The sequence below is a fragment of the Paenibacillus planticolens genome (assembly GCF_013141725.1).
In the GTDB taxonomy this organism is placed as follows: domain Bacteria; phylum Bacillota; class Bacilli; order Paenibacillales; family NBRC-103111; genus Paenibacillus_E; species Paenibacillus_E planticolens.
This window is the reverse complement of record NZ_WHNZ01000013.1, coordinates 1-18,860: the sequence shown is the minus strand read 5'-3', so window position 1 is coordinate 18,860 and position 18,860 is coordinate 1. Positions and strand designations below refer to the sequence as shown.

The following is an 18,860-nucleotide window of genomic DNA, read 5'->3' as shown; positions in this document are numbered from 1 at the left end:
TTTGTGATATAATATTTTTGTCTAATTATCTCATAAAAGGTAGAGGTGGATCGAAAGTATGAAGTCTTGGAAAAATATTTTCCAAAATATTGGTTTAGTTTTAGTTGTAATATTTATTTTCCAAATCGTTTTACCCACTGCCTCATATGCTTTCCAAGGTTTTTTTATGTACACAGCGGATGATGGGAGATTAAGAGGTTACGTTTACGTAAAGGATCCAACGAAGGTGTCTGTAGACATAACGAATAAGGGATCCGTAACAACCATTACTTATGATGGTGATAAGGTGAAAGAGTCATATATGGGCAGTCCTTTCTTCCCGTATGATAAAATGAATCAAAGGTTGAAAAATGTTAATTTCAATGAATTTGGATATACCTCAGATACGGCTCCTACTAAAATCGTAGCTTTCGATGGTGAAACTACGCAGGAATTCACCAAGGAAATAGATCTTAACGGGAATGTTCGTTATTTCGGTGAGATCCCTGAACTTCGCTATTATCGTATTCCAGGTGAACAATACATATCAACTTTTAGAGCTAATACCAAGATTCCTCCCAATAGTACTCTTGTGAGCTTTACTCCCGCAGCTAGCGATTCAAATGCCATTCAGCTTCGTCTTCCAAGTGCTAATAATATAGCAGCGATAGATTTTACACAGATTGCAGTTTCAGACTTTGTTTTGCGGGATGTCACCGCAGGATTGGATTTGAACATAAGCTATCTGAACAGAGGATATGAACAGCTTGCGATTTATTTGAATAGTGTTATTACCTTAGAAGCCTCTCAAACACTACTAAAGGATCATAAGTATGAGTTGAGATTATCTTCATCAAGTAACGGTAATGAAATTAAACTGCCTGAACAAGGAACCTATTCTTTTGATGTTGTACTTGGTAGTGTAAAGGGGCAATTTAACGATCAAGGCGGAATTGACTATTATTTTGAAGGTCATGCCGGATCTTATTTTGATAATGTGCAAATTTGGAATTTTTCTCCACAGTTAAAGATGAGTCCTGATATCATGTCTGTCGGACAAACCAAAGACTTGAGAGTATTTAATCAGCTCGCGGATGGAACCACTATGGAAGTTACGGATTACGAAATTGTATCGGTAACTTACTCAGATTCAGGGCTTAAAGCACTCACTTTTGATAGCGCCACTAAAAGAGTTACAGCCCTTAATCCAGGTTCAGCAACTTTTCGAATAAAACATAACGGAGAGCATTTTTATAGTACTATCACGGTTATGGCTGTCATTACTGGCGGAGGAGGAGGAGGAGGAGGTTTTTACTTCTGGAACATTCTGGAGGATCAAGATCCAGTTCGTGGCCAAATTCATCCTAAAGTGTCTTGGATGACGTCTTTAGAGCCAAACTATTCCGGCTATACACTAACCTTTTCTGATATAAATGGCAGAGCAATAGGACAAGCTATAAACGTTTCGAAGCAGGAAGCAACAGACACTGGATATAAAGTCGATATTCCGAGCAGTTCATTGCCAGCAGGTGCTGTATATGTTGATTTGTACCCTAAAGATTTAGCCGGTCATACAGGTTCAGAGATGTACCGTATGCAAATTTTCGATAACACAACGAGTAGTCCAGTTCATACAGGAGGCAATTCAGCGATTCCGGCTCCAGTTTTCCAGGATGTGAAATTTGATGATCAAGATACAAGACTTTGGAGCTTAGGTGGGTCTATTTCTTGGTATGATGCATCGACGAGCGCTTCTCCGGCTACGTCTTACAGTCTATATTTTGTGGATGCAAATAATTCAAAGTTGAAACCCATAGCGGAAATACCGCGAAATAATTATAAACGTCCCTATCAGCCTATTGATTTGCCAAGCTATGAAATTACATTTCCAAATGGCCTTACTATGCCAGCCGGAGCGCAAAGAATCGGCATTTTTGGCAAGAACGCTCAAGGGGAAAGCACAGAGGGCGTTTACTTTGGATTCTGGGATCGAATCGCAGGTACTTTAGGAAATGATTACTTTGAAGACGCCGATAATCGCGCTGGTCACATAAACGGTACCTTGCGTTGGACACCGATGCTGAATGAAGCGAATATTAAAGGCTACGAGGTGCAATTCCTTGGAGCACAATTTGAACCAATTGGGGCTAGCTTTGCGCAGATTGAAAAAGGAAAGCACCAATATAGTGTGTCTATGCAAGAAAATCAAATTCCAGCGGGTGCCAAGGTGATTGCACTTAGAGCGGTAAATGCAGATGGCCAAAAATTGCATGTGGGGCTATACAGTATCTCAGATAACATTTCAGCAGAAACGGCTAGTACCTTACCTGTCGATCGGCAACTGCTAGGGATACAACAGATTATATTTACGGATTTAGATGGTGAAGCGGGAGAAATAGGAGGGTACTTTTTTTTCTACGCTGATTATTATGCTTTGAATTCAACAATTACTCACTATGATGTTTATTTTGTTAATGAACAATTGCAGAAGATCGAGCCCATCATTAGCTTGTCAAAGAATAATTTTGGATCCTATTCAACAAGTATTCCTATGAACACTAAGGTACCGAATGGTGCAACGAAGCTTGCTATCTATGGGGTTACGTCAACTGGGGAGAGTATGCCGTCAACGATCGATATCAACGATCGAATCTACAGCCCGTCGTTGCTGCCTAGCCAGATCAATATCACAAACAATAAATCGGATACGGCAGACACCATCACCATTACGGGACTCCAGGCAAATGATACGGTAAGTGTATACCGTGATGCTGATTCGCTGACTGAATTCTTAGTTGGTACAGTGGGAAGCAATGCGACTTCGATTACCTTCAGTGTGCCTCAATTAGGTACTACAGCCGGCAACTTGTATTTTTCAATTCAACGCAACGGCGGAATCCCAAGCCTTAAAGTACAGAAAGCCTACGACAAAGAGCCTGTTGTCGGAGGAGGCGGAGGCGGAGGTGGCCCAATGGGCCCTGCTGCGTCATTCAAATGGGACATCGTCAATCAAAACGGCACCATCCGCATTGTATCCAGCATCGAACCGGATCAAATGAAGAAGCTGGCGGAAGAGCAAGTCAAAGCGGGCAAACGTGAGATTCCGATCGACTTAAAGACGAATGCGGAAGGCTACGACTTCCAACTCAATACCGATTCGATTAACGCCGTACAAGACAAGCAGGCCGATACAATCTTGGTTGTAAATACGACAGTAGGGACGGCAAGAATTCCTTTTGCTGTGCTGCAAGAGGCACTGAAAGCAAACGGCGGAACGGATAAGATGAGTCTGAAGATCAGTATTGACGGGCTGTCAACGGCAAACCAACAAGAGCTGGAGAGAACGATCGCTTCGAACGGGGGAACAAGTGTAGGTAAAGCACTTTCCTATGAACTCTCTCTTATGGACAATAATAAAACCGTTGCCAGTATCGATTCATTTTCCGAGTTTGTAGGGCATATGATCCTTTTGCCAAAAGACTTCAAGTTAAATCCAGGCGAGAAGCTGAACGGAGCTGTATGGGATCCTACAACCAAAACGCTGATTTCCGTCCCGCTAACCCTTACACTGGATAAAGACGGTAAACCGGCATATGCAACACTTTGGAGAAAAGGCAATTCCATTTATACCGTATTTAAATCGCAAAAACAGTTTGCAGATGTGAAAGATGACTATTTTGCCAAAGCGGATATTGAGTCTTTAGCGGCGAGTAACGTGATTCAAGGCTTCGAGGACGGCTCTTTCCGTGCCGATGCGAGTGTGACTCGTGCGGAGTTTGCAACTCTTTTAGTCAGAGGCTTGGGTTTGAAGCCAACTAGTGGCGCCTATAAAGGGTTTTCGGATGTGAACGCGGAAGATTGGTTTAGTCAAACCGTATATACGGCAGTGAGCTCTGGTCTCCTCAGTGGTTATGAAGATGGAACATTCCGCCCGGCGCAGAGCATTACGCATCAAGAAGCAATTACAATGATCGGTAATGCGCTGAAATTTATTAATGCGTCGACGAAATTGGATGAGTCGGAGCGTGCACGATATTTATTGCGCATGAGCGAATTATCCCTTTCAGTGGATGACTGGGCAGTAGATTCGGCAGCCTTGGCTTTGAAACGCAACATTTTAAATGCAAGCAACGGATTCTCTTTCGAAAAGGATGCCGCTGCAACTCGCGGAGAAACCGCCTTGTTGATCAATAAACTGCTTCAAAACGCGGCTTGGCCGGCAAACTAACATATTTGTCTCATCACCCGCATATCCATTAACAAAAGCATAAAACAGGCAAAGGTGCCTCAGGTCCAAGAACGTCGAGCGTTCTACGAACCGGGGCACCTTTTTGCTATCCGCCGAGGCGAAAAGGGAAGGGAGTGAGCCTAGTGAGCCTAGAGCGCCCAAACGAAAGACCGATACGCGCCGTCCCGCTCGCCGTCCGGATGATCCCGAACGTCGACGCCGGGCTCGCGCAGCAGTTGGAGCTGAAGCCCGGCCTCCGCAGCCTTGGCCTCTTAACCTCGTCCATCGACGATGTTGGTTACACGGCAATCGATGAAGCGACGAAGAAGGCAGCGGTGGAGGTGGTGTATGCCCGCTCGTTTTATGCGGGATCCGGACATGCGTCGGGGCCGCTGTCCGGCGAGTTCATCGGTATCATCGGCGGCGCCTCGCCGGATGAGGTGCGAAGCGGGCTGGATGCCGCCATCCAAGTGATGGAGACCGGTTCCTGCTTCTACGCGCTTAATGCGGAGGCAACGCATGCATACTATGCGCATGTGATTTCACGCACGGGCTCGTATCTCTCCATAGAAGCGGGAATCGGGGAGGGCGAGCCGCTGGCCTATTTAATTGCTCCGCCGCTGGAAGCCGTTTACGGACTGGACGCTGCACTGAAGGCCGCCGATGTACGACTATGCAAATTCTACGGCCCGCCGACGGAGACGAATTTTGCGGGAGGATTACTGACAGGCAGTCAATCGGCTTGTACGGCGGCGGCAGAGGCGTTTGCGGAAGCCGTTCGAAGCATCGCAGGAGATCCGAAGAGAATAGGCTATTAAAAGGCGGGTGTCCCGTAATGAAGGAACCAAAGTTGTCCTTAGGCATGATCGAGACCTACGGTCTGCCGGCATTGATAGCGGCCGCCGACGCTGCAGCGAAAACGGCGGATGTGAAGATTACGATGTACGAGAAGGCAGATGCGGGCATCGTAACGGTTTATATATGGGGCGATGTGGCAGCGGTCAAAGCGGCGGTGGATGCGGGTGCAGCGCAAGCGGCAAAGGTGGGCAAACTGCTGGGCACACAGGTGATTCCGCGCCCTGACCCTTCGGTTTATACGATGCTGCAGGGCGTCGAACAGAAGGAGCAGCCCCAAGCATCTGATTCTGCACCGGAAGCGCCCCCTGTAACGGCATCGCACTGGAGCACAATGACAGTAGCCAAGCTCCGGGAGCTCGCCTATAGCACGCCAAAGTTCCCGCTTTCCGGTCGCGATATTCAGTTGGTTAGCAAGGCAGAATTGGTCAGGCTGTTCACGGAGCTGGCTGCCAAAGGAGGAGAGCCGCCGACATGAGTCTGGACAGTGATTTATTGGCGATCCAGGAGGTCCGTAACTACCTTCAAGAGGCAAGGGCAGCCCAGAAGCTCCTGGAAAAAATGACCCAGCCGCAAATCGACGCGATCGTAACCGCTATGGCCCAAGCGGCGGAACAAGAAGCAGAGCGGCTGGGCGCGATGGCCGTGGAAGAGACGGGCTTCGGGAAGGCTGCCGACAAGAAGGCGAAGAATTTATTCGTCGCGAGAGACGTCTACTCGGCAATAAAGGACATGCAGACGGTCGGTATCATCCGCAAAGATGAGGCCAGGCAAGTATGGGAAATCGCCCAGCCCGTCGGCACCATCGCGGCGATCATTCCCTCAACCAACCCCACCTCAACCGTCTTGTTCAAATGCCTGATCGCGCTGAAAGCCCGCAACGCGATCGTGATCTCCCCGCATCCGTCGGCGCTGCGTTGCTCGCAGGAGTCGGCTGCTGTGATGCGGGCTGCGGCAGAGAGAGCGGGAGCCCCGCCCGGGCTCATTCATTGTCTCTCGCATCCGTCTTTGGAGGTGAGCGGAGAGCTGATGCGGCACAAGTGGACGGATCTCATCTTGGCAACGGGCGGAACGGCCATGGTGAAGGCCGCCTACAGCTCCGGCAAACCCGCCTACGGCGTCGGACCCGGCAATGTGCCGGTGTACGTTCACCGCAGTGCGAATATTCCGCGGGCGGTGAGCCGCATTTTGCAAAGTAAAACATTTGACTACGGCACGATCTGCGCTTCCGAGCAAGCGCTTGTTGTGGATCAAGCGATTAAACCAGCCCTAATCGAAGAATTAAAACGGCAGGGAGCCTATTTCTTAAATGCACAAGAGAAACAAAAGATCGCTTCCATTCTCATGGCCAACAAAGGGATGAATCCGCAGGTCGTCGGCCGCTCACCGCAGGCTATCGCCAGCAAGGCTGGCATCGCCGTGCCGGAAGAGGCTCGAATATTAATCGCCGAAGAGTCGGAGGTCGGGCACGAGCACCCTTTTTCCATGGAGAAGCTTTGCCCTGTGCTTGCCCTTTATACGGTGAACGACTGGCAGGAGGGCTGCCATAGGTGCATCCAACTGCTAACGCTCGGGGGACTCGGCCATACGCTTGGCATACATGCCGAAGATCTAACCGTCATTGAAGCGTTCGGACTGGAAAAGCCGGCATCGCGCATAGTCGTTAACACAGGCACAACGTTCGGCGGCATCGGTGCCACGACGGGAATATTCCCCTCCATGACACTAGGCTGCGGAACCTTCGGCAATAACATTACATCGGACAATATCGGGCCTCAGCATCTGCTGAACTTGAAGCGGGTTGCTTTTGGCATTAAGGAGATGCCCGGGCCAGAGGAATCTGTAACCGATTCCAATCCTAGCCAATTGGCCAACAAAGTGGCGGACAGCCTGATCAGCACCAGTATCAGTACCAATATCAGCACCAATCAGCTCGGCATTACGCGCGAGGAAGTTGCGCAGATTATCAGAAACGTCCTTTCCGAGATGCAACTGAATTAACCCAAGGAGGAGATCGCAATGGCAGGAGAATTGGCCGCATTAGGTTTAGTGGAAACGAGGGGCTTGGTTGGTTCGATTGAAGCGGCAGATGCGATGGTGAAGGCGGCAAATGTGAGATTGGTCGGGAAAGTGCATGTTGGCGGCGGACTGGTTACGGTTATGGTCAGGGGCGATGTCGGCGCGGTCAAAGCGGCTACGGATGCAGGCGCTGCGGCTGCGGAGAAGGTGGGAGAGCTGGTTTCGGTGCACGTGATCCCCCGGCCGCATTCGGATATTGAGTTCATTCTTCCCAAGCTTGAAGGGTAAAATATGGCGCTTATTACGGAAACGCAGCTGCGCGCGCAGTTGATCAAAGGGCTGCCGAACCCGTTTCCGGTTACGGAGGGGGATAAGCTGACCCCGGCAGCCGCCGATTTCCTGAAGGAGCGGGGGATTCCTTTACAGCGTATAGAGCGCAGCCTAGCCGCCCACACGCTTTTGAACTTGGCGGAGCCCACCACGCACATCCCCGTTGGCGTCTCCAACCGGCATGTGCATCTTGCCTCCGATCATGTCGATGCGCTGTTCGGCAGCGGCTACAAGCTGACACCCCTGCGCGAGTTGTCTCAGAAGGGGCAGTTTGCCGCTCACGAAACGGTGATGATCACGGGGCCGAAAGGCAGCATCGCCCATGTCCGCATCTTAGGCCCCGCACGGGGAGTGACCCAAGCCGAAATCTCGCGTACGGAAGGATTCGAGCTGGGCATCCATCCCCCGGTCCGTCTCTCCGGTGATCTCGCAGGCACACCCGGGATGACCTTGATTGGCCCGAGAGGAAGTATCGACTTGCCCGAAGGGCTGATCATCGCGCAAAATCACGTGCATGCGTCGCCGGAAGAGGCTCAGCAGCTGCAGCTTAAACACGGGGACCGCATTATGCTGCAAGCCATGGGGGAGCGGCCGGTCATTTTTGCCGATGTGACGGTGAGAGTGAGCCCGCAGTTTTCGCTGGATTTTCATATTGACAGGGATGAAGCGAATGCGGCCCACTTAAGTTCAGGCGACACGGTCCAATTGATCCGTAAGCACATTATGATGACGAATGCCGAAAGGAGGCGGCTTTAGGTGGAGATCAAGCAAATGGTCGAAGCGATCGTTCGCGAGCTTTTGGGACAGCAGGCTGCAAGGCCGAAGCTGCTCTACCTGTTTTACGACAGCACGTCGCATGAAGCTTTTACCGATCATTTTATCACATTAAATATTAACGGCATTGACCATGATCTTATGTTTCTGGACGGCGAAGCGTCCTGCTGGCTGGGGAAGCATAAGATTGAATGCGGAGGCCGAGGCAAAACGATTGCCTCTGACGAGTTCGCTCCAGCCCCTATAGAGGTACCGCTTTCGTACGAGGGTATCGTGATCCCGGAGATCGATTTGGACAATGCGGCAAGAGCAGCCCTTGGCATGAAAGGGACGATCGTCTCGGAAATCATTTTTTCTGCCTTGGTTCAAAATAAATTTGTGCTCATCGGCGAGGACATCTCAGGGTTGAAACGGGCGGATCGCCGGACGCTGCAAACGCTGGAGCTGCCCGCCCCGTATCGCAATCTTTTGGATTATTACAAAATGGAGCTTCAGATGTACGGCGTCGAATTCGCCCCTGTCAAGCTGCTTGCTGAAAAGGCCGTTAGCAAAATACGTGCGGAAACTCAAGGGTCTCCTAAAATTGAGGCCGCCGCATCTGCATCGCCAACGCCGCCTGCATCCTCTGCCTGCGTCTACGAAGGAAGACTGGTCTCGGCGGAATGGATCGCTCGGGAGCTCCGCAATCCGTCGTTAAGCACGCTGCGGATTGGCAAGAAAACGATGATCTCCGCGCTGGCGCAAGACATGCTGAAAGATAGAGGCATCACGATCGAATACATGGCCGAAGGGTGAGGTCCTATGTTTTACGGTAAAGTCATCGGCAGCGTATGGGCGACGCAAAAAGAAGCGGGCATGGATAACCTGAAGCTGCTCGTGATCCAGCCCATGGATTTCAAAGAGAGCGAAGCCGGCACGCCCATCATTGCCGCAGACCGCATTGGAGCGGGGGTTGGCGAACGTGTGATCGTATCCAGGGGGAGTCCGGCCCGAACCTTGTTCACGGATAAAATGGTGCCCATCGACGCGATGATCGTCGGCATTGTCGACAGCTTCGAGGTCGCGAAGGAAGCCGAGGAGGAAGCATGGAAGAGCAGAAGCAGAGAGTGATTCAGGAATATGTCCCCGGCAAGCAGCTGACACTGGCTCACGTGATTGCCAATCCCGATCCGGTTTTGTATACGAAGCTCGGCCTTGAGGAACGCAATGCTATTGGCATTCTCACGTTGACGCCGACCGAAACGGCGATCATAGCCGCCGACGTGGCGACCAAGGCGGCGGGTGTGAGCATCGGCTATTTGGACCGGTTCACCGGATCGCTTGTGCTCACAGGGGAGGTGGCTGCCGTGGAGATGGCGATTGCTGCCGTGAATGCGTTTTTGCTGGAGAAGCTGAAATTTTCGACGGCACCGATCACGAGGTCGTAACGTTATGAAAAAAGTGATGATCATCGGTGCCGTCGGAGCAGGCAAATCAACGTTAATTAAAGCTTTATTCGGGGAGTCCCAGCCCGCCTCCAAGACGCAAAGCCTCATCTATCGGGACTGGGTGATCGATACCCCTGGCGAGTACAGCGAGAATCCGCTGTATTACCGCACTTTAATGGCGACCTCGCACGAGGCTGCAGCCGTTCTGCTGGTGCAGGACGCCACGCGGGACAGGAGCTATTTTCCCCCCGGATTCGAACAAGGCTTTGCAATCCCGGCTGTAGGGGCGGTGACCAAAATCGATCACCCCCAGGCAGATATAGACCGGGCCATCGGTCTTCTGAGGCAGTCGCTGCCGGAAGGCGGTATTTTTTTAACGTCCGCAGTGTCAAACGAAGGTATGGCCAAGCTGAAAGAAGAGCTTATGCAAATCGTACGATCCTGATCTTAAAAAATGAAGAGGGATTTCCCATGGCATCCATTATGGAATTGTGCAAAATGTATACGCGTTTGAGCGAAGAGGACGCTCGAACGATTCAAGAGATGGCGGTCCAGCTTCCGCTGATTGCAGAAGTTTCAGAATCGGATGTCTTCATAGACTGTCCGCTCCCGGATCAAGGCTCGGCGCTCGTGGTTGCTGAGGCTCATCCAGCTGGAGGCTCCTCCTTGTACAAGTCATCGGTCGTTGGGCAGTATGCTTTTGCGCAAAATGAGCCCGCCGTCATGTTCTGCCTTCTTTCCGGCCAATCCGTGATCGGCTCGCGGGGCATCTCCCAGGAGCAGATTGCGATCCAGCAGAACGTCGTTCCGATCCGGTCCCGAAGCGGCCAAGTCATTGGCGCATTGATTATGGAGAAGGACATTTCGGAGAAGCTTGAGCAGGAGAAGAATGTGTCCCGATTAATGGAGACAACGGAACAGCTGAGCGAAACGCTGCTGGCCGTGGCGATGTCGCAGGGCAGTATGCAATCGCTGATGCACGAAGGCATCATTGTTTTTGACGATAAGGAGCGGGTCACCTACACCAATCCGCGTGCGCTCGACATGCTGAAGGAAATCGGCCATACGACGGACACCGCTAACGGCTCATCGTTAACCCAGCTGTTATATGGGAAATTGGCCGTCCTAGGCCGTTCTGGGCTCATCCATCAGGAACTGCAAATCGGGCATGTGACCTTTGAGCTGAAAGCTATGTCCATTTGCAGGGAGCAGCGGGAAGTCGGCGGTATTATTTTGCTGCGCGACATTTCGGATATGAAAGAGAAGGAAAAACAGCTCGTGATCAAATCCGCCGTCATCAAAGAAATTCATCATCGCGTGAAAAATAATTTGCAAACCGTATCCAGCCTGCTCCGCCTGCAGATGCGAAGAACGAAGCTCGAAGAAGTGGAGCGCGTATATCGCGACAGCATTAACCGCATTAATTCAATCGCCGTCATTCATGAAATGCTTGCTTATGAAGGATTGGAGACAATCCACTTTAACGAGGTGGTAGACCGTATCATAAAAAACATCGTTTCCTCCTCGTCTAAACCTGATCAGACGATCGTCCCGCTCATTTCGGGGGATGAGCTTATTTTACAATCCGATGTCGCCACGACGCTTGCGCTTGTTGTCAATGAGCTTGTGCAGAACTGCGTGCTGCATGCTTTTGGGGAGAGGCGTGCCGGGTATATCGAAGTTTCTCTGCAGCAGCACGACACCTTCATTCGGGTTTGTGTATCCGACAACGGCATCGGCTTTAAAGCGGCGAACCATTCCGACAGGAAAGGCCATCTTGGCTTGAGAATTACGGAGACACTGGTGGAAGAAAATCTCGGCGGCGTTCTCGACATCATGACGGATGAGCGGGGAACTTTCGTTCAGCTAACTTTTCCGATATCCAAAATACGGCCCAAGGAGGACGAATCTTCATGAAAAATGCCATCGTCGTCGTCGATGACGATCCGATCATCCGCATGGATATTCGCGAAATGCTGGAAGAGGGCGGGTACCTCGTCGCAGGCGAAGCCAAAAATGGCGAGGAAGCGGTAGAACTTATCGCCCGGGTCAAACCGGCTCTGGCGATTATGGACATCAAAATGCCTGTTATGAACGGCATCAAAGCCTCCCATATTATCCGCAAGCTGCAGCAGGATACCTCCGTACTGCTCCTGACGGCCTACAGCCAGAAGGAGCTGGTGAAGGAAGCGCGGGAGGCGGGAGTGGCCGCATTTCTCGTCAAGCCGGTGTCGGAGGAGGATTTGCTGCCGGCAGTCGAGATTGCGCTGAGTCAGAAAGAGAAGATGGACTCGCTGAAACAGGATATCAAGCTCCTGAAGCAATCCATCGAGGAGCGCAAGCTCATTGAAAGAGCGAAAGGCCTCGTTATGCAGACGCACGCTTTAAATGAGGAAGAGGCTTACGCCAAAATGCGCGATGTGAGCATGTCGGCCCGCATCCCGCTTTCCAAGCTGGCTGCTGGCATTCTCCGGGATGGTGTCCAGACGTTGTCCGTAGGCGGGTGAACGACACATGGCTGACCAGTGGATTACGAGCGTCGGGCTCGATATCGGCACAAGCACGACGAAGATGGTCATTTCCCGGCTGAAAATCGTGCGCGCCTCGGGGGCGCTAAGCCTGCCCCGTTTTGAGATTACGGAGCGGGAACTGCTGTACGCCAGCCCCATTTACGGAACTCCGCTCCTCAGCGGCGATGAGATCCATGCGGAGCGCATTTGGGATATCGTCGCTCGCGAGTACGAGCAGGCCGGCATCGGGCCGGCCGATGTCAAATCCGGCGCCGTAATCATTACCGGCGAAACGGCGACTAAAACGAACGCGAAACACATCCTGCATCTACTCGCCGAACGCGCAGGGGATTTCGTCGTCGCGACAGCCGGCGCAGATCTTGAAGGGCTGCTCGCCGGCAAAGGCGCCGGGGCAGAGCGGCGCTCCCAGCAGCTGCGAGGCGCGGTGGCCAATATCGACATCGGCGGCGGGACGGCGAATGCGGCGATTTTCCTTAGGGGCAAGCTGCTTGGCACGGAGACCTTTCACGTCGGCGGCAGGCTCATCCGGATCGATTCCACAGGCATGATCCTTGAGGTGTCGCCGTCCATACGTCCCTGGTTGATGACTAGCGGATATAACGTTAACCCCGGCGATACAATCAGCCTCCTGCAGTTGAGCGAAATTTGCACAGCCATGTGCCGCTGCATGATGGACTATTTAACCGGGCGCGATCCAGGAGCGGCGCTGCGTTCTTTAATGCTTGGCTCGCCATTAGCATCCATTCCTTCTATAGAAGAATGGATGGTATCCGGCGGCATCGGTTTGCTCATGGCGGAAGCGAAGCCGCCCCTAAGCTTGGCGGATGCAGCCGCACACCAAGATATCGGGCCACTTCTCGCTCATGCTTGGAAAGAGCTGGCCGCTGAGTATCCCGTTCGCCATACCCTTGCCGATCAGACTGTCAGAGCGACCGTCATCGGCGCGGGGATGCAGAGCACGGAGATCAGCGGCGCTACGGTGCATCTGGATGCGACACTGCTGCCGATCCGCAATTTGCCCATCCTCAAGCTTGAATTATCGCCCCAGCTGATGGCTCCGAACGGAGGGCTTGCCGATCAGCTTGACGCCCTCATGCGAAGCGGCGCAAGCCTGTTCGCTCAAGATCATTATGCGACTCCGTTCGGACTCGCTTTGTCAGGAACGCATCACCTGACTTATTCGTCGCTTCAATATATAGCCGACCGGCTGTATGCGAGCTTCAGCCACCATTTCCCTCATAGCGAAGCTATGGTGGTCATCTGTGAAACGGATATCGCCAAGGCGCTCGGCCAATCCCTGTCGAGGCGCTGCGGAGAGCGTCCGAAAATCATTTGTATCGATCAGATCCGTGTCGAGCACGGGGATTATATCGATCTGGGAGAGCCGTTATCCGGCATCATGATTCCGGTGGTTGTCAAAACGTTGGCCTTCCAAGGCAGGAGCAGAGGGGAGGGGAGCAGCCCGTGAATTTGAAAACGACGCTGCTTGGCACGACTTTTCAATTCAAAGATTTAAAGGAAGTGATGGCGAAAGCGAACGAAGAGAAGTCGGGCGACCAGCTCGCCGGCATTGCCGCAAGGGATGCGAAAGAAAGGATCGCTGCCAAGGAGGTGCTTGCCGACTTGAAGCTGTCGGATATTCGGAACAATCCCCTGCTGCCGGCGGAAACCGATGAGGTGTCGCGAATCATCGAGAAAGCCGTGAACGAGAAGATCTATGCTGAAGTGCGCAATTGGACGGTGGCCGAGCTGCGGGAGTATTTGCTGAGGCAAGAAACGGGGAATCAGGAGATTCGCCGGCTTTCTCGGGGGTTAACGAGCGAGATGGTTGCTGCTGCCGCCAAATTAATGAGCAATCTCGATTTGGTGCAGGCCGCCTCCAAGATGGAAGTCACGTCCCATTGCAACATCACGATTGGCCAAAGGGGCGTGCTTGCCGGCAGGGCTCAGCCCAATCATCCGACAGACAATATACAGGGCATTAAAGCGGCCCTTTATGAAGCTTTAAGCTACGGCATCGGCGATGCGGTGATCGGCATCAATCCGGTGATCGATTCGGCGGACAGTGTGAAGCACATTTTGCAGATGACCAAAGAGGTCATGGACAAATGGCAAATCCCGACCCAGAATTGCGTTTTGGCGCATATCAAAACCCAAATGCGCGCGATTCGCCAAGGCGCTCCTGCCGATATGGTGTTCCAGAGCTTGGCCGGAACGGAGGACGGCAATAAAGCTTTTGGCATCGACGTCGCTCTGCTGAACGAAGCTGACGAGCTTATCGCTCGGGAAGGTACGGGAACAGGGCCGAATTTGTGGTATTTTGAAACGGGTCAAGGCTCGGAGCTGTCCGCGGAAGCGCATCACGGCATCGATCAGGTCACGCTGGAGTCGCGCTGTTACGGGCTTGCCCGACAATATAAACCGTTTATCGTCAATACGGTGGTTGGTTTCATTGGGCCCGAGTATCTCTATGACAGCAAGCAGGTTATTCGCGCAGGGTTGGAAGACCATTTCATGGGCAAGCTGCAGGGGCTGCCGATGGGCGTGGATGTTTGCTATACCAACCATATGAAGGCGGATCAGAATGATATGGACAATTTGGCGGTGCTGCTCTCCGCTGCCGGCGTCAATTATTTGATCGGTGTGGCTATGGCCGATGATTGCATGCTCAATTACCAGTCGACCAGCTATCACGATATCGCGACTCTGCGAGAGTTGATGAGACTGCGGCCGGCTCCGGCCTTTGAACAGTGGCTGGTGAGGATGGGCATTATGGAAAACGGCCGGCTTACGCCGCTGGCGGGGGACCCGACTCTATTTATGTGAAAGAGGTGTAAGCATGAAAGAAGCTGTCCCCCTCGACGCTCTGGTGGATCGGGTAATGGCAGAGCTGGAGAAGAAGCTGTCCGTTTCTGTGTCAAAAGAGGAGGAATCCCCGCCTCCGCCGTCTTTCGCTGAGCCGGCGGATGAGGAGCCGCAGTCCCATGTCCCCGATCCCAAATGGGAGGAAGGGATGAGCGAGCTGCTGGCCAGCACGCCGTCGCGAATCGGTGTTTGGCGTACGGGGACTAGGGCTCTGACCAAAGAAGTGCTGAAATTTCGCCGAGATCATGCCGCAGCCGTCGATTCCATTTATGGCGAAGCCAGTCAAGCGCTTTTGGACCAATTTGGTTTGTTTACGGTGGAAACGCGCTATGAGAACACGGAAAACTACTTAAAACGCCCTGACATGGGACGGATTGTCACCGAAGAGGGAATCGCTCTCATACAGCAAAGGTGCGTCATGCATCCGCAGGTGCAGATTGTCGTATCCGACGGGCTGAGCGCCAATGCGGTAGATGCCAACCTAGGCGATGTCTATCCTTCGCTTCTGGACTCGCTAAGTACATATAAGTTATCCACAGGTACTCCGTTTTTCGTGCGTGGCGGCCGGGTTGCCGTGATGGATCATATCGGCGAAATCGTGCAGCCCGAGGTGCTTGTGCTGTTGATCGGCGAACGGCCGGGGCTCGTTTCGTCCAAATCATTAAGTGCCTACATTTGCTATAAACCACGCAAGGGCACAGTAGAGAGCGACCGCACGGTCATTTCCAACATTCATCGCGGAGGTACGCCTCCATTGGAGGGCGGCGCGCATATCGGCACCATCGTGAACAAGATGCTTGAACAAAAGACGAGCGGCGTCAACCTGGAGATCTGAATAGAAAGTCATTCGGCGAAGGAGGTGGGGACGGAATGGCGCTGGCGATTGGCATCGTAATCATTGTGATCACGTGTTTGTTTGCAGGGTGGATCGTTAAAATCGCAAACCGGAGCATTCGCGAATTCGATGAAAGCAAGCATGAAAGCTTCTTGGGCAAATGAGACGGGTTTGGGACATGTATAACGATCTGATGAGGAGGAGTAAAGATGAGCGTATCTTCCAATCATCAAGACAAAGACAAAAGTGATTTGAACAAGTTCGGCTATGCCCAGGAACTGCTGCGCAGTATGGGCGGATTTTCCAACTTTGCGATCTCATTCTCCATCATTTCTATTCTGACTGGCGCAGTATCCTTGTACGGCCACGGATTGACCTATGGCGGATCGGGTATGATGGGCTTCGGGTGGCCGATCGTCGCATTTTTTGTCATGTGCGTAGCGGCTGTGATGGCTGAACTGGCCTCGGCTATCCCGACGGCCGGCGCCTTGTACCATTGGGCGGCTATTCTGAAGAATAAACGCTGGGGCTGGTACACCGCCTGGATCAATCTTATCGGGCAAATTGGCATTGTGGCCGGCATCGATTATTCCGTCGCGCTGTTCGCCGATCCCCTAATTGCGAGCGTCTTCGGTTATGAGTCCAACAATACCACCGTATTGATTTGCTTCACTGTCATTTTGCTTTCGCACGGGATCTTGAATCACATCGGCATTCGGATCGTTTCGAAACTTAACGACTTCTCCGCTTGGTACCACATTGCCGTGGTAGCGGTGTTGGTCTTGTCTCTGGCCTTCTTCACCAAAGGCAGCCTCAACCCGGTCACGTATTTGTTCAAAGTAGGCGAAACCTTTTCCGATAAACCTTATATGTTTGCCTTTTTGATCGGGCTTTTGCAAGCGCAGTGGACCTTTACGGGCTATGACGCTTCGGCGCATACCATTGAGGAAACGATCAACCCGCGCGTACGTGCGCCTTGGGGGATTTTCACATCCGTCGCTTATTCGTTTGTCATCGGCTTCATTATGCTTGCGTTTGTTACCTTGTCTATCAAAGATGCCGGTGCTGCTGCCGGTTCCAGCAATGCGTTCATCTATGTCATCAGTGAAGCGCTGGGCGGCACGTTCGGCTCTGTCATTTTGTGGCTCGTCACGGCGGCGATGTGGTTCTGCGGACTCGCTTCTATTACCTCTTTTTCCCGCATGATGTACGCTTTCTCCAGGGATAATGGGATGCCGCTCAGCTCGCAATGGGCGCAAATCTCCAAGAAATACCGCACCCCGGCCAAAGCCATTTGGCTGGCCATCATCCTGTCCTTCCTGCTCGCTTTCATCGACTATATCATCAAAATAGTGAATCCGGATGCGACGTATACGACCATTGCGTTCTTGACGGCGGTCAGTGTTGTCGGCCTTTATGTCGCTTATGGCATTCCGATTTACCTGAAACTGAGGGCAAAAGCCGAGGGAAGATTCCAAACCAAGCATCTCGGGCCTTGGAATCTCGGAACGTACAGCACATTGATCTCCGTTATTGCGCTGCTCTGGATCTTCTTTATTTGCATCATCATGGTCATTCCTCCGAACCAAATGGCTGGTTACGCCGTAGCGGGGATGCTCATCCTCCTGGTCATTATGGATTTGGCCTATTACAAAAATCACTTCCCAGGCCCGCAGGCCGCGCTTAATAAGTCTATGGAAGAGATTTTGCGCCGGGAAAAAGAGTTGGAATAGCTTAGTCTTCGAAGCGTTTAGCATTTGCTAGATTTGGGCATCCTTTTACTAGAGTTGAAGATTCTAGTGAAGAGGTGCCTTTTTATATGCAGAAAAATTGGGTTCGAGCTATTATGTTATTCTCTCTTATCGGTCTTATTTTTGGTTGGGTTCGTCATGCCGATGCCCGCAACGGGCAAGAAGCGCTTCACCTTTTAAACACGGTTAAACCGTACATGATGAGTCAGCAGCAAATTACCTTCAAATATACGGGCTACTACGGAACATGCGCTGGTAGCGATCAAAATATACTGGAGGCTGGAAAGAAACTTTCTCAAGCCTTCGAAATCCCGCAAGAAGATAAACTGGGCGAGTCCAATTCTCATTCGGTGTATACAGCGAAGACGGAGGGAGCTCCCGGTGCGGTTGTCACTTTAACCGTAGCAAGTCCAGAAGGCCCAAACGGATGTTACGTTGTTCTGCGAATGGATGCTTCTGAGCAAGCTGAGCAATCCGATCTGCTGAACTGGCAGGAGCAGGCGGGCAATCAACTAGCGAAATTAGGCATCCAAGGGCAATGGAATGTGATGGCGCAAGGATATGTAAACGAGCAGTCCTGGCAAAATAGTGCCGATGAGCTGGTACATGCGATTGCTCAAGCTTTTAAAGGCAAGATCGTAGAAAGCTATAGCGATTCAAAGACGATTAGCTTGTCTCTGGCTTCTGGGGAGTTTCAAACATCCGTCAAAAGCGGCAGCCAAACAGTGAATCTCCAACTTGCCCTGCATCAGGAATCAACCACAGGGAAATGGCGGCTGACAGCAGGCACACCGATTATCACGATGGAGTACTAGTATTGTAAATAACGCTGAGGAGTGAGATCATGTCAACGATAATGAAACCCGCCATTCCAGGCATTATTGCCGAATCCATTGAGAACTTGCGACGTGAGGGATGGGCTGACGACGATTTCTTTAACTTTCCCAAGTATGATGACGAATCTCCGGAGGCTCGCATACTGTTCCACTTTTTTCGAAATAACCGTGTTGCGTTCGCAGCGGCGATCGTCAACAGCTATACGGTGCAGGATGGATAAAACATGACTTAACACTTGCTCAAGCGGCAGGTGTTTTTTTTGTTGTGCAAATGAAAAAAAACAGTTGCATTCCGCTTGCAGGACATGTTATATTGTCATTCCGGCCGCAAGACAGTCGCAGGACAAGCCGGTGAAAAGCAGCTCGAAAAAATAATTTAAAAAAAGAGTTGCACAATGAAACACAGTATGGTATATTACTTTTCGCTGCT

At 51.7% G+C, this 18,860-nt stretch carries 19 protein-coding genes; all 19 read left to right on the top strand.

Translation table 11 applies throughout. From position 1 onward, the window contains the following. Positions 1–58 precede the first annotated feature (58 nt). The 19 genes from GC097_RS05135 (at position 59) to GC097_RS05050 (ending at position 18,651) form a co-directional block, all read left to right on the top strand. Entirely contained in the window at positions 59–4,207 is a 4,149-nt protein-coding gene (locus GC097_RS05135) for an S-layer homology domain-containing protein (protein WP_171682279.1), read from the top strand. Positions 4,208–4,350: 143 nt separating this feature from the next. Further along, on the top strand, positions 4,351–5,025 hold the full coding sequence (gene eutL / locus GC097_RS05130) for an ethanolamine utilization microcompartment protein EutL (RefSeq protein ID WP_312875615.1): 675 nt from the start codon (positions 4,351–4,353) through the stop codon (positions 5,023–5,025). A gap of 17 nt (positions 5,026–5,042) precedes the next feature. Further along, a complete protein-coding gene (locus GC097_RS34630; RefSeq protein WP_216625651.1) occupies positions 5,043–5,540 on the top strand; it encodes a BMC domain-containing protein in 498 nt (165 codons plus the stop codon). After that, a complete protein-coding gene (locus GC097_RS05120) occupies positions 5,537–7,063 on the top strand; it encodes an acetaldehyde dehydrogenase (acetylating) (RefSeq protein WP_171682278.1) in 1,527 nt (508 codons plus the stop codon). The genes GC097_RS34630 and GC097_RS05120 overlap by 4 nt, the downstream gene beginning before the upstream one ends. A gap of 18 nt (positions 7,064–7,081) precedes the next feature. Further along, complete coding sequence (locus tag GC097_RS05115) at positions 7,082–7,369, top strand: BMC domain-containing protein (RefSeq protein ID WP_145668697.1); 288 nt, start codon at positions 7,082–7,084, stop codon at positions 7,367–7,369. 3 nt (positions 7,370–7,372) lie between these two features. After that, positions 7,373–8,167: a phosphate propanoyltransferase gene (gene pduL, locus GC097_RS05110; RefSeq protein WP_171682277.1), complete on the top strand. Its 795-nt coding sequence runs from the start codon at positions 7,373–7,375 to the stop codon at positions 8,165–8,167. After that, entirely contained in the window at positions 8,168–8,980 is an 813-nt protein-coding gene (locus GC097_RS05105; protein ID WP_171682276.1) for a hypothetical protein, read from the top strand. Between the two features lie 6 nt (positions 8,981–8,986). Beyond that, a complete protein-coding gene (locus GC097_RS05100) occupies positions 8,987–9,295 on the top strand; it encodes a EutN/CcmL family microcompartment protein (RefSeq protein WP_171682275.1) in 309 nt (102 codons plus the stop codon). Continuing rightward, positions 9,271–9,612 carry a BMC domain-containing protein gene (locus tag GC097_RS05095; protein WP_171682274.1) on the top strand — a complete coding sequence of 114 codons (342 nt, stop codon included), beginning with the start codon at positions 9,271–9,273 and terminating at the stop codon, positions 9,610–9,612. Before GC097_RS05100 ends, GC097_RS05095 begins: the two co-directional genes overlap by 25 nt. Before the next feature lie 16 nt (positions 9,613–9,628). Continuing rightward, positions 9,629–10,057, top strand: a complete 429-nt coding sequence (locus tag GC097_RS05090) for a EutP/PduV family microcompartment system protein (protein WP_446686393.1) — start codon at positions 9,629–9,631, stop codon at positions 10,055–10,057. Positions 10,058–10,083: 26 nt separating this feature from the next. Beyond that, on the top strand, positions 10,084–11,529 hold the full coding sequence (locus GC097_RS05085) for a GAF domain-containing sensor histidine kinase (RefSeq protein ID WP_171682272.1): 1,446 nt from the start codon (positions 10,084–10,086) through the stop codon (positions 11,527–11,529). Then, positions 11,526–12,119: an ANTAR domain-containing response regulator gene (locus GC097_RS05080; RefSeq protein ID WP_171682271.1), complete on the top strand. Its 594-nt coding sequence runs from the start codon at positions 11,526–11,528 to the stop codon at positions 12,117–12,119. Before GC097_RS05085 ends, GC097_RS05080 begins: the two co-directional genes overlap by 4 nt. Positions 12,120–12,126: 7 nt before the next feature. Then, positions 12,127–13,611 carry an ethanolamine ammonia-lyase reactivating factor EutA gene (locus tag GC097_RS05075; RefSeq protein WP_171682270.1) on the top strand — a complete coding sequence of 495 codons (1,485 nt, stop codon included), beginning with the start codon at positions 12,127–12,129 and terminating at the stop codon, positions 13,609–13,611. Next, positions 13,608–14,969 carry an ethanolamine ammonia-lyase subunit EutB gene (locus GC097_RS05070; protein WP_171682269.1) on the top strand — a complete coding sequence of 454 codons (1,362 nt, stop codon included), beginning with the start codon at positions 13,608–13,610 and terminating at the stop codon, positions 14,967–14,969. The genes GC097_RS05075 and GC097_RS05070 overlap by 4 nt, the downstream gene beginning before the upstream one ends. Before the next feature lie 13 nt (positions 14,970–14,982). Then, positions 14,983–15,843 (top strand): ethanolamine ammonia-lyase subunit EutC, encoded by an 861-nt coding sequence (gene eutC, locus GC097_RS05065; RefSeq protein WP_171682268.1) that lies wholly within the window; start codon positions 14,983–14,985, stop codon positions 15,841–15,843. A 35-nt stretch (positions 15,844–15,878) separates the two neighbouring features. Further along, a complete protein-coding gene (locus GC097_RS34625) occupies positions 15,879–16,007 on the top strand; it encodes a hypothetical protein (RefSeq protein ID WP_281364241.1) in 129 nt (42 codons plus the stop codon). Between the two features lie 45 nt (positions 16,008–16,052). Then, entirely contained in the window at positions 16,053–17,576 is a 1,524-nt protein-coding gene (locus GC097_RS05060) for an amino acid permease (protein ID WP_171682267.1), read from the top strand. 86 nt (positions 17,577–17,662) lie between these two features. After that, on the top strand, positions 17,663–18,409 hold the full coding sequence (locus GC097_RS05055) for a YwmB family TATA-box binding protein (RefSeq protein ID WP_171682266.1): 747 nt from the start codon (positions 17,663–17,665) through the stop codon (positions 18,407–18,409). 29 nt (positions 18,410–18,438) lie between these two features. After that, positions 18,439–18,651, top strand: a complete 213-nt coding sequence (locus GC097_RS05050; protein WP_171682265.1) for a hypothetical protein — start codon at positions 18,439–18,441, stop codon at positions 18,649–18,651. The last annotated feature ends 209 nt before the right edge of the window (positions 18,652–18,860 follow it).

Excerpts from the sequence above, each read along its gene's own strand:
- eutC (WP_171682268.1), top strand. The coding sequence starts at position 14,983 with ATGAAAGAAGCTGTCCCCCTCGACGCTCTGGTGGATCGGGTAATGGCA.
- GC097_RS05050 (WP_171682265.1), top strand. The coding sequence starts at position 18,439 with ATGTCAACGATAATGAAACCCGCCATTCCAGGCATTATTGCCGAATCC.
- GC097_RS34630 (WP_216625651.1), top strand. The coding sequence starts at position 5,043 with ATGAAGGAACCAAAGTTGTCCTTAGGCATGATCGAGACCTACGGTCTG.
- GC097_RS05075 (WP_171682270.1), top strand. The coding sequence starts at position 12,127 with ATGGCTGACCAGTGGATTACGAGCGTCGGGCTCGATATCGGCACAAGC.
- GC097_RS05090 (WP_446686393.1), top strand. The coding sequence starts at position 9,629 with ATGATCATCGGTGCCGTCGGAGCAGGCAAATCAACGTTAATTAAAGCT.
- pduL (WP_171682277.1), top strand. The coding sequence starts at position 7,373 with ATGGCGCTTATTACGGAAACGCAGCTGCGCGCGCAGTTGATCAAAGGG.
- GC097_RS05085 (WP_171682272.1), top strand. The coding sequence starts at position 10,084 with ATGGCATCCATTATGGAATTGTGCAAAATGTATACGCGTTTGAGCGAA.
- GC097_RS05080 (WP_171682271.1), top strand. The coding sequence starts at position 11,526 with ATGAAAAATGCCATCGTCGTCGTCGATGACGATCCGATCATCCGCATG.
- GC097_RS05120 (WP_171682278.1), top strand. The coding sequence starts at position 5,537 with ATGAGTCTGGACAGTGATTTATTGGCGATCCAGGAGGTCCGTAACTAC.
- GC097_RS34625 (WP_281364241.1), top strand. The coding sequence starts at position 15,879 with ATGGCGCTGGCGATTGGCATCGTAATCATTGTGATCACGTGTTTGTTT.
- GC097_RS05100 (WP_171682275.1), top strand. The coding sequence starts at position 8,987 with ATGTTTTACGGTAAAGTCATCGGCAGCGTATGGGCGACGCAAAAAGAA.
- GC097_RS05115 (WP_145668697.1), top strand. The coding sequence starts at position 7,082 with ATGGCAGGAGAATTGGCCGCATTAGGTTTAGTGGAAACGAGGGGCTTG.
- GC097_RS05055 (WP_171682266.1), top strand. The coding sequence starts at position 17,663 with ATGCAGAAAAATTGGGTTCGAGCTATTATGTTATTCTCTCTTATCGGT.
- GC097_RS05135 (WP_171682279.1), top strand. The coding sequence starts at position 59 with ATGAAGTCTTGGAAAAATATTTTCCAAAATATTGGTTTAGTTTTAGTT.
- GC097_RS05060 (WP_171682267.1), top strand. The coding sequence starts at position 16,053 with ATGAGCGTATCTTCCAATCATCAAGACAAAGACAAAAGTGATTTGAAC.
- GC097_RS05095 (WP_171682274.1), top strand. The coding sequence starts at position 9,271 with ATGGAAGAGCAGAAGCAGAGAGTGATTCAGGAATATGTCCCCGGCAAG.